At 57.4% G+C, this 15,242-nt stretch carries 13 protein-coding genes; 5 read left to right on the top strand and 8 right to left on the bottom strand.

Going from position 1 to position 15,242, the window contains the following annotated elements:
* Positions 1-45: 45 nt before the first annotated feature.
* The 8 genes from HEP69_RS08415 to HEP69_RS08380 form a co-directional block, all read right to left on the bottom strand.
* Positions 46-996: a TAXI family TRAP transporter solute-binding subunit gene (locus HEP69_RS08415; RefSeq protein WP_290558104.1), complete on the bottom strand. Its 951-nt coding sequence runs from the start codon at positions 994-996 to the stop codon at positions 46-48.
* Entirely contained in the window at positions 993-2,903 is a 1,911-nt protein-coding gene (locus tag HEP69_RS08410; protein ID WP_290558103.1) for a TRAP transporter fused permease subunit, read from the bottom strand. Before HEP69_RS08410 ends, HEP69_RS08415 begins: the two co-directional genes overlap by 4 nt.
* Positions 2,904-3,174: 271 nt before the next feature.
* Entirely contained in the window at positions 3,175-3,771 is a 597-nt protein-coding gene (locus HEP69_RS08405; protein ID WP_290558102.1) for an amino acid synthesis family protein, read from the bottom strand.
* Positions 3,772-3,921: 150 nt separating this feature from the next.
* Positions 3,922-5,400, bottom strand: coding sequence for an aldehyde dehydrogenase (locus HEP69_RS08400; protein WP_290558101.1), 1,479 nt, complete (start codon positions 5,398-5,400; stop codon positions 3,922-3,924).
* 57 nt (positions 5,401-5,457) lie between these two features.
* Complete coding sequence (locus HEP69_RS08395; RefSeq protein ID WP_290558100.1) at positions 5,458-7,116, bottom strand: GMC family oxidoreductase N-terminal domain-containing protein; 1,659 nt, start codon at positions 7,114-7,116, stop codon at positions 5,458-5,460.
* A complete protein-coding gene (locus HEP69_RS08390) occupies positions 7,106-8,611 on the bottom strand; it encodes an ABC transporter permease subunit (RefSeq protein WP_290558099.1) in 1,506 nt (501 codons plus the stop codon). Before HEP69_RS08390 ends, HEP69_RS08395 begins: the two co-directional genes overlap by 11 nt.
* Complete coding sequence (locus HEP69_RS08385) at positions 8,608-9,663, bottom strand: betaine/proline/choline family ABC transporter ATP-binding protein (RefSeq protein ID WP_290558116.1); 1,056 nt, start codon at positions 9,661-9,663, stop codon at positions 8,608-8,610. Before HEP69_RS08385 ends, HEP69_RS08390 begins: the two co-directional genes overlap by 4 nt.
* Positions 9,664-9,736: 73 nt before the next feature.
* Positions 9,737-10,714 carry a glycine betaine ABC transporter substrate-binding protein gene (locus HEP69_RS08380; RefSeq protein WP_290558098.1) on the bottom strand — a complete coding sequence of 326 codons (978 nt, stop codon included), beginning with the start codon at positions 10,712-10,714 and terminating at the stop codon, positions 9,737-9,739.
* Between the two features lie 404 nt (positions 10,715-11,118).
* Between HEP69_RS08380 and HEP69_RS08375 the strand changes: the two genes are divergently transcribed.
* From HEP69_RS08375 to HEP69_RS08355, 5 genes are all read left to right on the top strand, one after another.
* Complete coding sequence (locus HEP69_RS08375) at positions 11,119-11,889, top strand: GntR family transcriptional regulator (RefSeq protein WP_290558097.1); 771 nt, start codon at positions 11,119-11,121, stop codon at positions 11,887-11,889.
* Between the two features lie 136 nt (positions 11,890-12,025).
* Entirely contained in the window at positions 12,026-12,661 is a 636-nt protein-coding gene (locus HEP69_RS08370; protein WP_290558096.1) for an XRE family transcriptional regulator, read from the top strand.
* Positions 12,662-12,869: 208 nt separating this feature from the next.
* A complete protein-coding gene (locus HEP69_RS08365) occupies positions 12,870-13,799 on the top strand; it encodes a glutamine amidotransferase family protein (RefSeq protein WP_290558095.1) in 930 nt (309 codons plus the stop codon).
* A gap of 1 nt (position 13,800) precedes the next feature.
* Complete coding sequence (locus HEP69_RS08360; protein WP_290558094.1) at positions 13,801-14,484, top strand: GXGXG domain-containing protein; 684 nt, start codon at positions 13,801-13,803, stop codon at positions 14,482-14,484.
* 12 nt (positions 14,485-14,496) lie between these two features.
* The coding region (locus HEP69_RS08355; RefSeq protein WP_290558093.1) for a glutamate synthase-related protein at positions 14,497-15,242 on the top strand (746 nt) is incomplete at its 3' end.

Genomic DNA, 15,242 nt, shown 5'->3' with positions numbered 1-15,242 from the left:
CGTGGAACGCCCTTTAGACCGGGCGTTCCTGCCTCGGAAACAAGCTTACATTGCCCCGATTTCCTTGAAATACCGCTCGGCGCCCGGGTGCATCGGCACACCGTAGAGCTTGGCCCCGAGGTCCGGCGTCATATTAGCAAAGCTGGTGTTGGTGCTCTGCATCTCCTCAAGGTTTTCCCAGAACGCCTTGGTGAACTGATAAATCATCTCTTCATCAGCGTTCTCATCGGTAAAGATCACCTGAGCCAGACCAAAGGTCTTGATCGCTTGGTCTTGCCCATTGTACGTGCCCGCCGGGATCTCGTACGGCACCAGCAAACCATGGTACTCCTCGTTCATTTTGGAAACGACATCCTCCGGCACATCAAGGTAGCGGATCGGTGTGGTTGCTGACAAACGCTGTGCATTGCCAAGACCCAGTTGATAGACATGCGCGCCGCCGACAAAAATTCCGTTCTGGATCTCATCGAACACTTGCCCCGTTGCGACCTGTCCGGGATCGAAGGAATCGAGCGGGATGTCCGCCGCTTCGAGCATCTTGAGGTTCATTCCATGGGTAAAACTCGACGGGATGTTGATGTTGAAGGAATGGCCCTTGATCTCTTGCAGAGAGGTGATGCCGCTGTCTTCACGCACGAAGATATTCTGAGGCACAGCCCCGAAGCTGAAGACATAGCGTAGACGTTTGAAGTCTTCCGCCATGGGGGAGTCACCGTATTGGCCACGCTGATTGTAGGCAGAGTTGAGCGTGATCAGCGTGTTGAGCGCGACATCGACCTTGTCGGTCAACACCAAGCCAAGATTGTCACGATATCCACCTGTGGTTTGGACCGAAAACTTGAAGTCTTCCTGCGACCCGTTGGCCGCATCAGCCATCTGTGCCCCATTGATGTAAGGGCCAGATCCCGACCCGCTTGCCCCGATGGAGGCCTGTTCCTGCGCCTGCGCGCTTGTGCAGGCAAGCGCCAGCACTACTCCGGTCATCAAGTGTTTCATTGTGCTTTCTCCCTATTGGTTTTGGTTGCGTTGTAGATCCGGCCCTTGTGTGGGTTGTGTTGCCGATAAAAATAGATGGCAGCGACAACTGCCAATCCGATCAGTCCAATCAACTGGCCTGGGTACAGCATCGCGACGGCCGCCACGGCGAGCGCGATGCGCTCTGCCCATGTGAGCCAGCCCCCACACCACCCCTGAATCCCGGCAGCCATGGCGAACACGCCAATGCTGGCTGTAAACAGGGCGAGGATCGTAGACAGCCAATCCGCCTGCATCAGCAGGGCCTCGGAATAGAGGAACATAAAGGCGACGATGAACCCGGGAAGTGAATGCGTGAAAGCCACGATCGTGGTCTTCCACCAATTCGCCTGCGCAATGCCGGCGGCAACGACAGCGACAATTGCAACCGGCGGTGTCGAGCCGGATTTGATCGCGAAATAGAACAGGAACAAATGGGTGCCCAGTACTGGCGCGCCCGCTGTGATCAGCGCCGGAGCCGCGAACATCGCCAGCAGAAGATAGGCAATCGGAGTTGGCATCCCCATGCCCAGCAACGTAGCAGCAACCACCGCCAGCAGCGCGGTGATCAGCATCGACCCGTCGCTGACTGCCAGGATAATCTCGGTCAGGCGTGGCCCCAGCCCGGTCGACACGATCGCTGCCTGTAGCAATCCAATGGAAATGATCAGCGCCGTAATCGCCGCGGCCTGCCGCACGCCGTCATCCAGATGGCGCAGCAGGTCGGCCAGAGACGTTCGGGTCACAGTCCGCGCGGCGCCAACGACAAGGGCCACCGCAAGTGCAATGAGGCTCGCATAGGGGGCTGTATAGGATTCCACAATCAGCAGGTAGAACAGCAATACTGGCGCCAAGATCAGGTGCCAGCCGTCGTGGAAACACTCGCGCATAGAGGGGATTTCGCTTTCGGGCAGACCGCGCAGCCCTTCCTTCAACGCCTCAATGTGGATCACCCAATAGAGCGACAGATAATACAAGAACGCAGGTATGATCGCCGCCAGCGCGATGGTCGCATAAGAAATGCCGGTGACTTGCGCCATGATGAAGGCCGAGGCACCCATGATCGGCGGCACCAGTTGCGCACCCTCTGAGGTGTTGGTCTCCACTGCGGCGGCAACATGGCGTTTGAAGCCAGTCCTGATCATCAAGGGAATCGTGAAAGACCCCGTCGCGACGACGTTGCCCACGGAACTGCCAACCATCGTACCCAGCCCGGCAGAGGCCGCCATCGCCCCCTTGGCCGCGCCACCTGTTTGTCGGCCCAGCCCGGCATTGGCCAGGTTCATGATAAAGTCACCGGTTTTCGTCGCCTGAAGCGTCGCCCCGAACATCATGAACATGAACAGAAACGTGGCCGCCACCTTCAGACCGGTGCCAAATATGCCCTCGCTGGTATAGGTCACCACATAGGTAAAGCGCTGTACGTCCATACCGGCATGCGAAAAGACCCCCGGCAGCCTGTCACCGAACAGCATATAGGCGCAGCTTGCGACGCCCAGAATAGCCAGCACAATCGATTGCCTGCGCGCGGCCTCCAGCGCGACGGCGACCAGAACCAGGCCCATCACCACATCGAGTTGGGTCAGATAGCTCGACCCCCAGAGGTTCAAAAGACGTTCGTAGCCGATGATGATGTACACAAAACCACAAACGGCCGCAGCCGTTGCCACGACATCAAGCGCCCATTGCCCCGCGCGTAATACCGGAGCGTCCGACCGTTTGCGTCCCAAAAAGGTGATGGACAACGTCGCAGCGGCAAAAATTGCCAGATGGACCACAGTGGTCTTGTAAGGTCCAAACAGGGTGGCATAGATCATGTAGCCGAAAAGCCCCAAGCCTATTGCCCGCAACAGCGGCCTCAGAACGCGTCCTGGTTGCGTGGCTACCATCATCTATTCCTCCGCAAACTGGGCGAGCGCCGCGTCCAGTCGATATTTTCTGATGGGCGACCAGCGCCGGGATCACAGGCACAGGCGTCGATCAGTTGCGGCGGCGCAGAGCACCATTCGCGCAGAGCGTTGATGATTACCCACCCCCATATCGGGGTGATCCACGTCCACGCGACGTCACACCACCGCATGATCCGGCGGTGCGACGCAATCGGCGGCGCGCCCTCACAACCGCCAAGCGTCGAGAATGCGCTCTTTGCGCAGAACGGCATCAGACACCCGCCGGGTTATCGACGTCGCGACCCATTTCGCGCAGATCTTCATAGCGGTCGCCAATCCGGTGATTGGGATGTCCGCCAACGGATGCGCCCAGTCCGACAACAATTTCATCCTCTGCCGGAGCGTCAGCGATGCTGGTCTGGATGGTCTGATAATGCGACCGTCGGCCCCCATCGTCCTTGTCCATCAGCGGTATCGTAATCGCGCAGTTCGCGGCCCCCCTCGTGTTAGAGAAAATGAGGTATGACTTGGCATTGATTGCCTCGCGAAACTGATTGCCGAAATGCAAGGTATGGGTCAGCGCCTGTGCGTGTTCGATCTCTCCACCCATGCCGACAACGGATACCTTGCCACACCCCTCCAGCCGGTCGCCCGTCACGTCCAGCAACATATCCGTCAACATTTTGCCCAGCACCGGCCCGTGTTCCTGAATCTCTGAGCTCATGTTCTGCACATGACCCCGCCCGAACCAGGGATTCTTGATGATGGCCATAGCCGCCACAAGCTTTGTGGGTTTCGGGACGGTTTGCCACCCTTCCAGAAAGGTCGTTTGTTGCCACAACACAGTACGGCGGATTTCAACTGGCATTTCCAAATTCCTTCGATTTTGCAGGTCGTGGCATCAACGCGTCGATCAGCACCACACGTGCGTGTATTTCGCGGGCCATTCCCCGCTCTTGGCCGCAAGCGCACCAAATATGTTTTGCATGCGCTCTCATCTTTTTGTCGGTTTCTGGGGTCACCTCGCGACGAACTGGCTGCCCAGAGGGGTAGATGACGTGTTCATCCACACGGTTTTCGGACGGGTGTAGTCATAGATCGCCTGAAACCCGCTTTCGCGCCCATAGCCCGAGTTTTTCAGGCCTCCGAACTCCGCGATAGGAGAGACGGCACGATAGGTGTTCACCCAGACAATGCCGGCCCGCACCCGTCGCGACATACGCAACGCGCGGGCACTGTCGCGGGTGAATATCCCCGCAGCCAGCCCATGTTCGGTGTCGTTCGCAAGCGCCAGCGCTTCGTCTTCGGTCCTGAAGCGCAACACGCTGAGCACCGGCGCGAATAACTCAGTATCGACGATGTCCAGATGTGGCCCCGGGCACTCAATGATGGTGGGCTCATAGAACATGTCACTGCCCTGCCCCTCTGCGCGCTTGCCGCCGCACAGAAGCTTTCCACCCTGTTCTAATGCGCGCGCGACTTCGCGCTCGGTGGTTGCCAGTTGGCCATAGGTACACAAAGGTCCCATCTCGGTCTCATCGAGCATCGGGTCACCGATTTTCACCTGGCCTGCAATCTTGATCATCCGCTCAAGGAATTCATCCGCAACGTCCTCATGGACGATCAACCGTGACCCCGCGACGCAGCTCTGCCCCGAGGCCGCGAAAATGCCCGAGACAGAGCCGTTCACCGCACTTTCAATATCGGCATCCTCGAACACGATGAAGGGCGACTTGCCTCCCAGTTCCAGGGACACCTGAGCGAAGTTGTTTGTTGAATTCGCAAGAATGTGCTTGGCCGCCACGGGACCGCCGGTAAAGGATATGCGTGCGACCAACGGATGCGAGGTTAGAACCTTGCCACAGGGGTCGCCATGCCCGGTCACGATGTTGATCACACCATCAGGCAGTCCAGCCTGAGCGAACAGTTTCGCAAATTCAAGGATCACGGCGGGCGCGAATTCCGAAGTCTTGAGCACTACCGTATTGCCCGCCGCCAGAGCGGGGCCAATCTTCACGGCTGTCAGGAACATCTGGCTGTTCCATGGCACAACCGCAGCGATGACCCCAAGCGGCTCACGCTCTGTGAACACGAACATGTCCGGCTTGTCGATTGGCAGTGTCTCGCCGTGGATCTTATCCGCAGCCCCTGCATAAAACTGCAAGAACTCCGATATGTATCTGGACTGCCACCGCGTTTCCTTGAGCAATTTGCCCGTGTCGCGGGTTTCGATCGCGCCAAAATCTTCTGAATTCTCGGCAAGAAGGTCGGCCAGACGGCGCAGACAATGACCGCGCTCTGTCGCGGTCATTCTGGACCAAGGGCCGTCGTAGCAAGCACGATGCGCAGCCTGTACGGCCCTGTCCACATCTTCGGCAGTGGCCTCTGGCACGGTCGCCCAGACCTCGCCGGTTGCGGGGTTTGACGTGGAGAATGTGCCCCCATCCGAGGCATCCACCCATTGCCCGTCAATCAGCATTTTGTAGTTTCTGGTCATGTCGGTCTCTTGTTAACAAAGGGTTGGAAAAAAGTTCTGACGGCGCAAACGCGCCAGTCATCCCGTTCGGCGCTCGTTGATGGTGATGTCTTGCGGGGCGTTCCAGGCGCGCACCAAGAGATCGGCGCAGCGCTCGGCCACCACATACGCCGCAGCGTTGGTATTTGCGGAGACGATAAACGGGACGACCGAGGCATCGGCGATCCGCAATCCTTCGACACCGTGGACCTTCAGATCCGAACCCACGACGGCCATCGCATCTGAGCCCATCTTGCACGTGCCGACAGTGTGCCAACTGGTCTGGCCCGTGGCGCGGGCATAAGCGAGCAGTTCATCATCGGTTGTGACATCCGGCCCCGGAAGAACTTCACGTTTGATCAGACCCGATACCTCCGGCGTTTTCGCCAAGTCTCGCAGGAGTCTCAGGCTTTTCACCACTGTCTTTTGATCGTCTGGATCCGTCAGATATTGTGCCTTGATCACCGGATCATCTGCCGGATCGGCTGATCGGATATGGATGCTGCCACGTGACGCCGGCTGAAGCTGAAACGCGTTCAGGCTGAAGCCGGGCCAGGGATCAATCCCCAGGCCCTTTGCCATCGAAAACCGATCCTTGCCCGTCACATGCGCAACCTGCAGCTTCAGATCAGGTGACGACAAACCCGCGTCGCTCTTCATCAGCGCATGTACGGTGACAGTGGATGTGGCCATCAGTCCCCGGCGGGTCAATGCATACTTCAGGGCCATCATTGCGCCGCGCACCGGATTGTTCAGCGCGTCGTTCAATGTGATCGCCCGGTCGGTCTCATAAGTTATACGCACGTTCAGGTGGTCTTGCAGATTGGCGCCCACACCGGGCAAATGGAGGGTTCGATCAATGTCATGGGCATCCAGCACAGCGGCATCCCCGATCCCGGAGCGCTCGAGTATCAACGGAGAACACAGCGCCCCGCCACAGAGGATGACCTCCTTTCGGGCCGTGGAGACTTCGAGCCCCCCATCCTTGGTGCGCCATTCAACACCAACCGCCCTGCCCCTTTCAAAGACGACACGCGTCACAAGGGCCTGCGTTTGCACCTCAAGATTCTCGCGGTGGCGTGCCGGTTTGAGATAAGCCCGCTCGGCGCTGCACCGTTTGCCATTCTCCACTGAAAGCTGCAGATACGAGACGCCCTCGTAGGTCTTTGTGTTGTAGTCATGCGTCGCCGGAATGCCGATGGACTGGCATCCATGAAAGAAGGCTTCCGTGATTGCATCCTTATGGGCAACATCCGTCACCTTGATCGGGCCGCCGACACCGCGCCAGTCTGGGTCGCCACCCTTGCGGTCTTCTATTCGCTTGAACAAGGGAAGCAGGTCTTCGTATCCCCAGCCCGGGCAATCCGTGTCGCGCCATTTATCGTAGAGTACCGGGTCGCCGCGCACATAGAGCATGCCGTTGATGCTGCTCGATCCGCCCAAAACCTTTCCCCGTGGCCAGAACAGGCGTGTATCGTTCATTTCCGGTTCGGGCTCTGTCTCGAACGCCCAGAGGACAGAAGGATCAGCAAGCATCCGGCCCACACCCAAAGGCGTCGACATCCAGGGATGTGTCGCCTCGCCCCCTGCCTCAAGCAACAAAACCCGGAACTCGCCACCTTCAGTGAGCCGCGCGGCCAACGCGCAGCCGGCAGATCCCGCGCCAACAATGATGAAATCGAACGGATCAGACACCATCGTTTTTTCCCATGAAAATACGATCGAGGATCTTCGCGAGGAAGAGAATTGCCAGCCCCGCCAAAAGGCCCTGGCCAATCGACGCGTATTGCAGCGCTTCCAGAACATCTTCGCCCAGACCCTTTGCACCGATCAGCGACGCAACAACAACAGTCAGCAGGCTGAGCAGGATGGTCTGGTTGATCCCGGCGCGGATACTGGGCGCAGCAAGTGGCAACTCCACGCGCGTCATCAGATACCATTCAGAAGACCCGTACGCGACCGCGGCTTCGCGAATGGATGCTGGAACACCCTGGATGCCCAGAACCGTCAGACGCACCACCGGCGGCATGCCAAAGATCAAACACGTGACAACCGCGGCGGCTTTGCCAGTCCCGAAAAAGGCGATGACCGGGATCATGTAAACAAATGTCGGCATGGTTTGCTGCATGTCGAGGATCGGCCGGATCACCCTGTAGAAACGAGGACGCCGCGCCGAATAGATGCCCAAGGGGATGCCCAGACTGATGCTGATGCATGCGGCTGTGCCCAACAGGGCCAGGGTCTGCATCGCCAGAACCCACAAACCGACGGATCCGATATAGGCAAGAAACACCGCCGCGATCACGGCAGAGCGCACATTGGCAGACAGGGCTGTCACACCGATCACAAAGGCGGCGACAACCATCCACGGCGTCTCCACAAAGACGGTTTCCAGCGCGTCGAGCACGACGCGGATACCGAAGCTGATCGCGTCAAAAAAGCCATCACCATGAATGGTCAGAAAATCAAAAGCATCCTCAATCGCATCAACGGCGTAGGCGCGGATGTCAGCTGTTGTCGGAAAGCTTTTTATGAACGGCACATCCAGCGCGAAAACATAGAATGAGTAGTTCACGGCATGGATGCCAAGCACGAAAGCGACCGCGACGGCGAGCCGCCCGAACGGGGATAGCTGGGGCCGCTGTCGCGTCGCCCGCCAGGATGCAAACGATCGGGCCAGCAACGGATTTGCCAGGACGGACATAATCAGACGTGCACCAAGGAAAAGGGCCAAGCCAGTTAAAAACAACCCGAAACGACCTGCTTCAATCTCCAGCATCTCGGATTGGGCCTGAGCGATGATCCCTTCAAGCCCTTCGATGTTTCGCCGCAGCGCTGCAACGCTGTTCGACCCTTCGGCGAGAGCGGTTTCCAGCTGCTCCTTGCGCAGGTCCAACTGGATTTCAATCGATGCGATCCGCGCACCAACCGACTGGGTAAGATCAGCCCAAAGTCCCCGCCCGATCAGGATCAAGGCAAATGTCTCAAGTATCGTGAAGGCGAGCATCCACTGCCACAACCCCCTGAATCCGAACCAGATCGGCCCCAGCAACAGGGCCGCGCGGTTCACCGTCCAGACAAAGTGGCGGCTCTCTCCGATGGCGTGAAATGCTTGTGCATAATACGCCTGGTTTCTGGAGCCTGTGAATTGTGCGACGGCCTTGTCTTTGTTGCCGCTCTCGAAGGCCGTCATGTGCTGTCACCGTCGATAACGGCCTCCAGCAGGTCAGACTTTGTGATAATACCGACAGGCATCTCACCGTCGTTGTGGACGATGATCGGCCCATCCGTGTGCGCCGACGCCTTGATGACCTCTTCCAGCTTGGCGTCTGCGGGCATCTGCAATGCGTCGGTCGGGAGCGCGCCGTGGTGTTCAGCCCATATGTCAATGTCGGTCATCAACGCACTGGCACGGACGATCTTGAGACGTGAGATGCCCGAGACAAAGTCCCGCACGTAGTCATCTGCGGGTGCCATGACGATGTCTTCGGGCGTACCGATCTGAACGACACCGCCGTCTCTCATTATGGCGATCCGATCTCCGATCCGAACCGCTTCCTCAAGATCATGAGTGATAAAAACAGTGGTCTTGCTCATGATTGAGGCCAGCTTCATGAACTCGTCTTGCAACTGGCGCCGGATCAACGGGTCAAGCGCACTAAAGGGTTCATCCATCAGCAGAACTTCGGAATCGGCGGCGATGGCCCGCGCAAGCCCGACCCTTTGCTGCATCCCGCCCGAAAGTTCATAGGCAAACTTGTCGGCCCACTCTGCAAGCTCAACCATTTTTAGCGCGGCCCGCGCCCGGGCAAGTTGGTGATTTTGCGCGAGGCCTCGGATCGCAAGTGGAAGCGCGACATTGTCCAGGACCGTTCGATGCGGCATCAGCGCAAAGTTCTGAAAGACCATCGCAATATGCTCGTTGCGAAACCTCCGCAATGCCGCTGCATCAAGATCCGTTATCGCATCGCCAGCAACATGGATTTCGCCAAATGTCGGTTCCAGCAAACGGTTAATGTGACGCACAAGAGTGGATTTGCCGCTGCCCGAAAGGCCCATGACGCAAAACAACTCGCCTTCTGCGATCGAAAGAGAAACGTCTGCGACGCCGATCACGCAATTGTGCCGCTCTAGCGCTTCGGCTTTGCTGATATTGCCGGAACGGATCTCCTCTAGAATGGAACCATTCGTAGAACCGAATATCTTCCAGACATTCCTAAGCTCGATAGCTGCATCTAATGGCATTGTTCTATGTCTCACTGGACCGGGATCAAGATCAGCGCCAGACAATGATCTGCCTCGCGCTGACCGGGAAAAATCAGATGCCGAACCAGCTATCGATGCGCTCTGCATTCTGCGTCATCCACTCGCGCACCAACGCCTCGGGATCCTTGCCTTCATGGCCGATCTGATAGGACCAGGTGTTGACCGTTTCGATATCCAGTTCGATGTTGGCCATCAGTTCGACCGCAAGCGGCGCGCGCTCTTCCAGGCTTTTGGACCAGGCCATCTGCATGGTCAGAGGTGCGCTGGCACACGTGATCTTGGACCGCTCAAACCAGTCGTCCTCGGATTGGGCCACAAGATTCCAGCACCCCCTGCCATCATTCTCTGGCTCTTCCAGTTGCACGAGGTCATAGGCCTCCCAGACTGAATCTGGCTTTGCGCAGAATGTTGCATAGCCTTCGCGCTTTTTGACGGCGTCAGCCATCGCGGCCTGGTTGACACCAACCTCGGCGCGGACCCACTGGAGGCTTTCCGAAAGACCATAGTCTCGTACCTTTACCATGTTTTCATTCGTCGAGACCCAGCCGTTGCGCCCGATCCAGATCTCGCCCTTGCCGTCGCCATCTTTGTCCAGCTGCGCAGCAATTTCGGGGCGCGCCAGATCAAAGACCGACGTCACATTCTGTTCTTCGTAGAAGTAACGCGGAACACAAAAGCCACCCGATCCATGATAGGGTTTACGGCTGTAATCCACTGTGCCAGCCTCTTCGACATATCTTGCGTAGAATGCCCCTTGGTTTGGCAACCAGGTATCCACGTGGACATCAAAATCACCCTCGCCTGCGTCCATCCCTGCCCAAACGGCCGAGTTTTCACCAGGCTTGGTTTCCACCTCATATCCAAGACGTTCCTCCAGCAAGATCACCAGCATGTGCTTGATCGCCTGAAACGACGGGTACGGGTTGTCGTTGAGTGTTATCGTCTCGGCCGACACGGTGGTCGCCCCCATGAACAATCCAAAAACCGAAGCCATGATTGGTTTGGAAAAGGTACGTGTCTTCTCACTCATCTGTTTCCCCCCTTTGGGTCAGGTCCGAACAAAGTCGAACAGGCGTTGATTACGCCAGATGACCATTCCGCCGCCTTGTCTGACAAAATTACTGTCAAAGAGGCGATTCTTAGGCCTGAATGAAATATTCATGACATGAGTTCTTCATTTTGTATACAAAAAATGGAGATGGAGAAGCGAGTCTCACCGTTCTCGTCGAAAATCGCGGATTTATAAGGGAAAAATCCCCGTAAAATACGTAAGCCCGATACGCAGCACTGATTATTGTCATACAAACTCTTGCATCAGCTGTCTTGCACATGTAGATTTCCTGCTACCATTCGACCGTGTGCTGAACTGGTGCACCCAAAGTAAAAATCCGCTCTTCCTCGATCCGTCCGCTGGGAACAGACAAGGAGTCTATAATGAGTACGATCGTCGACCTTCCCACCGAAACCCCAGAGCAAGGCAGCAGCGCCTCGCACCAAGGGGAAAACACCTCAGCTCCGGAGACCTCTTTGCGCGAAGCGACCCAGACATGGATCCGCGAGGCAATCCTCTCCGGGCGGTATCAGGGAGGCGAGAAACTCATCGAGCGGGAGCTGAGCGAAATGACCGGCGCCAGTCGATCAGTTCTGCGTGAGGCGTTGTCGCACCTCGAAGCTCGAGGCTTGATTGTAAGACAATCCTTCCGTGGCTATACGGTTGCCAAACTCTCTACGCGCAGCATCTTCGAGATATTTGAACTCCGCGCCTCTGTCGAAACACTCGCAGCCGAGTTGTTCGCCGAACGCGCCAGCGATCAAGAGGTTGAAGATATCGGCATCGCATTCGAAGCAATCGAAGCGGGCATTCACGCCAACGACCTCAAAAAGATCCGAACCGCAAAAGATCAGTTTTTCGGCGTCCTGTTCGCAGGGTGCCGCAATAGCGAAATCCGGCGTGCGCTGGAGAACGTTATTGATCGCATCTCTTATCTGCGCTCGCAGCTGATGAGCGACCCGCGGCGGCGGCAAGATTCACTGGTGGAGATGCGTCTCTTGGCCGAGGCCCTGCAAGACAGAAACCGCGTGGAAGCCCGTGCCGCATCTCTGGCACACTTGGAATCAGCGCGCGACGCACTGGTTAACCAGCTGTCTGTTGCTGCCAATACCAAGGTCGCAAAGGCTATTACAAAGGTACCGCGAAAAAGCTGATCAGACGCGTGTGCGCAGAGCTCGGCCTTCAACAGGATCGTCAAGGCCTGCGCGCTCTTACAGTATGCAATATGGACGCCTCCCCCAGGTCCACGTAAGGAGTATATTGGATATCAGTCGCTGAAACGGGGGCAACATGGTGGAGCGTCTCACACAAGACCCGCATTCGTTGCGCGCGCCGCGCGAAAAAGTGCTTGAGGTCGCGATCGGCCGTGTCGTGCGCAGCTATCGCAAATCCCAAGGCACCACAGTGGCCGAGCTTTCGGAAACAACCGGCCTGTCCATCGGCATGCTGTCAAAGATCGAGAACGGCAACACCTCCCCTTCCCTTTCAACGCTCCAGACGCTGGCCAATGCACTTTCGGTTCCGATCACCTCTCTCTTTCGGCAATATGAAGAGCGTCGCGAAGCCGTGTTCACCAAATCAGGCGAAGGTGTAGAAACAGAGCGGGCCGGAACCCGCGCCGGGCATCAGTACAATTTACTTGGCCATATCGGCAGCAATTCCAGCGGTGTCATCGTTGAACCCTACCTGATCGAACTGACCTCCGAGAGCGATACATTTGATACCTTTCAACACGGCGGCATTGAGACGATCTACATGCTGGAAGGCGCCGTAGAGTATCGTCACGGTGCCGATGTCTATTCTCTAAGGCCGGGCGACACGCTGTTCTTTGACGCGGACGCACCACATGGTCCGGAAGAACTGACCGAGTTGCCAGCCAGGTACCTTTCGATCATCTCCTATCCTCAGAAAGCGAACAGATCGTAACAGCCCTGGCAACTGGTCCGCTTCGCCGCCGTTGTAACGCCACAGCGAACACGCAGACCCTCTCACTCTGCTGACAGGACAGGCTTTACCAGCAGCAGGATGTTTCCTGCAGTGAAAATTTAATTCTTCTCAGTTGAGGGGTCTTTGGTTCAATGCTACCGTCTGAGTCGCGTGCCCTGACAAAGAGGGCGTAGATGAGGACTTCGTTATGTGCGGAATTGTGGGTCTATTCCTGAAAGATAAAAGCCTGGAGCCAAAGCTGGGCGACCTGCTGACTGATATGCTGATCACCATGACTGATCGCGGCCCCGACAGTGCCGGGATCGCCATCTACGGCGATGAAGCGAACGGAAAGATGAAGCTGACAGTTCAGTCAGATACGCCAGAGCTTGATTTTGTGGGCCTAGATGACGCGTTAAGCAAAGCCTTGGGCGCTTCGGTCAGCGTCTTGGTGCGCTCGACCCATGCCGTTCTCAACATCCCGGCGGACAGCGTTGCCCGGGTACGCGACATCATAACCGATTTGAGACCAGGTATCCGTGTGATGAGCCGCGGCGAAACGCTGGAAATCTATAAAGAGGTGGGTCTGCCCAAAGACGTTGCCGACCGCTTCGGCCTCGCCAACATGCACGGCACGCACGGGATCGGCCACACCCGCATGGCAACCGAATCCGCCGTCACCACCATGGGCGCGCACCCTTTCAACACGGGCGACGATCAATGCCTTGTGCACAATGGCTCGCTGTCGAACCATAACTCCCTGCGTCGCAAGCTGCGCCGCGAAGGCATTCATATCGAAACAGAGAACGACACCGAAGTGGGTGCCGCCTATCTGACATGGAAAATGCGCGAAGGCGCGAGTCTGGGTGAAGCACTGGAAAGCTCTCTGGACGATCTCGACGGATTCTTCACTTTCGTTGTAGGCACCAAGGACGGCTTTGGCGTGGTCCGCGACCCGATCGCCTGCAAACCTGCGGTTATGGCGGAAACCGCTCAATATGTGGCCTTCGGCTCGGAGTACCGCGCGCTGGTCAACCTGCCGGGTATCGAAACAGCGCGCGTATGGGAACCAGAACCCGCGACCGTCTATTTCTGGAGCCATACAACAGCCCCGACAACGACTGAAAAGGCAGCCTGAGATGCAAACAATCGACATGGCCAAGGTCTCCCTTCGTGACATGAACAAGGCACTGCATGCACAGGCCGCAACCACAAACCAGACCACATGGGAAATTGTGAATCCAAAAGGCAGCCATGCGATCGCCTGTGGGCTTGATGCGCCCATAGACGTCACCGTCAGAGGGTCCACCGGCTACTATTGTGCAGGTATGAACCAACAGGCAACGATCAACATTGACGGCTCAGCCGGACCGGGCGTGGCCGAGAACATGATGTCCGGCAAAGTGGTGATCGAAGGCGACGCCTCTCAATACGCCGGGGCAACAGGGCATGGCGGTTTGCTGGTGATCAAGGGCAATGCTTCGTCGCGTTGCGGCATTTCGATGAAGGGTATCGACATCGTCGTACACGGTAACATCGGCCATATGAGCGCCTTCATGGCGCAATCGGGCAATCTTGTGGTCTGCGGCGACGCTGGCGACGCACTTGGCGACAGTTGCTATGAAGCGCGCCTTTTTGTGCGTGGCAACGTAAAATCACTGGGCGCCGACTGTGAGAAAAAGGAGATGCGGCCAGAGCATATCGAGCTTCTGACGCTGCTTCTGGAACAGGCGGGATGCGATGCCAAACCTGAAGAGTTCACGCGCTACGGCTCTGCACGGAACCTCTATAATTTCGATATTGATAACGCGGCTGCGTATTAAGGGTCTCAGGATATGAATTCACACGATAGCAAGGGGATCCCCCACACAACGCCGCGCCAATCCGCAACGTTCAGTCAGGATATCAACTCTGACATCCGACGTGCTGCGGCGACCGGCATTTACGACATCCGGGGAGGCGGTGCGAAACGCAAGGTGCCATCCTTTGATGACCTGCTTTTTCTGGGGGCCTCCATCTCGCGCTATCCACTCGAAGGGTATCGCGAGAAATGCGAAACCTCAGTAACCATCGGTGGCCTTCACGCAGAAAACCCCATTGAGCTGGACATCCCCATCACCATCGCAGGCATGTCGTTCGGTGCCTTGTCCGGCCCGGCCAAAGAGGCACTGGGGCGCGGAGCCTCTGCCGCCGGGACATCTACCACAACAGGGGACGGAGGCATGACCGCCGAGGAGCGTGGCCACTCCGACAAGCTTGTCTATCAGTACCTGCCGTCGCGTTACGGCATGAATCCAAACGATCTCCGAAAGGCGGACGCGATCGAGATTGTTGTAGGCCAGGGCGCGAAGCCAGGCGGCGGCGGTATGCTACTGGGGCAGAAGATCTCGGACCGCGTGGCGGAGATGCGCAACCTGCCCAAGGGGATCGACCAACGCTCTGCGTGTCGTCATCCTGACTGGACCGGGCCGGACGATCTTGAAATCAAGATCCTCGAACTGCGCGAAATCACCGGCTGGAAAGGCCCAATCTACGTCAAGGGCGCCGGGCGCGCCCCTTTTTTGAGTACACCCTTTCGCAA

Origin of the sequence: Aestuariivita sp., from assembly GCF_021404545.1 — a bacterium.
Taxonomy (GTDB): domain Bacteria; phylum Pseudomonadota; class Alphaproteobacteria; order Rhodobacterales; family Rhodobacteraceae; genus Aestuariivita.
The sequence above is the reverse complement of the archived record's forward strand: the minus strand, read 5'-3'. Positions and strand labels throughout refer to the sequence as shown.

Bases quoted from the DNA above. Each gene is read 5' to 3' on its own strand.
- HEP69_RS08390 (WP_290558099.1), bottom strand. From the start codon at position 8,611: ATGACGGCCTTCGAGAGCGGCAACAAAGACAAGGCCGTCGCACAATTC.
- HEP69_RS08365 (WP_290558095.1), top strand. From the start codon at position 12,870: ATGTGCGGAATTGTGGGTCTATTCCTGAAAGATAAAAGCCTGGAGCCA.
- HEP69_RS08395 (WP_290558100.1), bottom strand. From the start codon at position 7,116: ATGGTGTCTGATCCGTTCGATTTCATCATTGTTGGCGCGGGATCTGCC.
- HEP69_RS08370 (WP_290558096.1), top strand. From the start codon at position 12,026: ATGGTGGAGCGTCTCACACAAGACCCGCATTCGTTGCGCGCGCCGCGC.
- HEP69_RS08400 (WP_290558101.1), bottom strand. From the start codon at position 5,400: ATGACCAGAAACTACAAAATGCTGATTGACGGGCAATGGGTGGATGCC.
- HEP69_RS08415 (WP_290558104.1), bottom strand. From the start codon at position 996: ATGAAACACTTGATGACCGGAGTAGTGCTGGCGCTTGCCTGCACAAGC.
- HEP69_RS08380 (WP_290558098.1), bottom strand. From the start codon at position 10,714: ATGAGTGAGAAGACACGTACCTTTTCCAAACCAATCATGGCTTCGGTT.
- HEP69_RS08360 (WP_290558094.1), top strand. From the start codon at position 13,801: ATGCAAACAATCGACATGGCCAAGGTCTCCCTTCGTGACATGAACAAG.
- HEP69_RS08385 (WP_290558116.1), bottom strand. From the start codon at position 9,663: ATGCCATTAGATGCAGCTATCGAGCTTAGGAATGTCTGGAAGATATTC.
- HEP69_RS08375 (WP_290558097.1), top strand. From the start codon at position 11,119: ATGAGTACGATCGTCGACCTTCCCACCGAAACCCCAGAGCAAGGCAGC.
- HEP69_RS08405 (WP_290558102.1), bottom strand. From the start codon at position 3,771: ATGCCAGTTGAAATCCGCCGTACTGTGTTGTGGCAACAAACGACCTTT.
- HEP69_RS08410 (WP_290558103.1), bottom strand. From the start codon at position 2,903: ATGGTAGCCACGCAACCAGGACGCGTTCTGAGGCCGCTGTTGCGGGCA.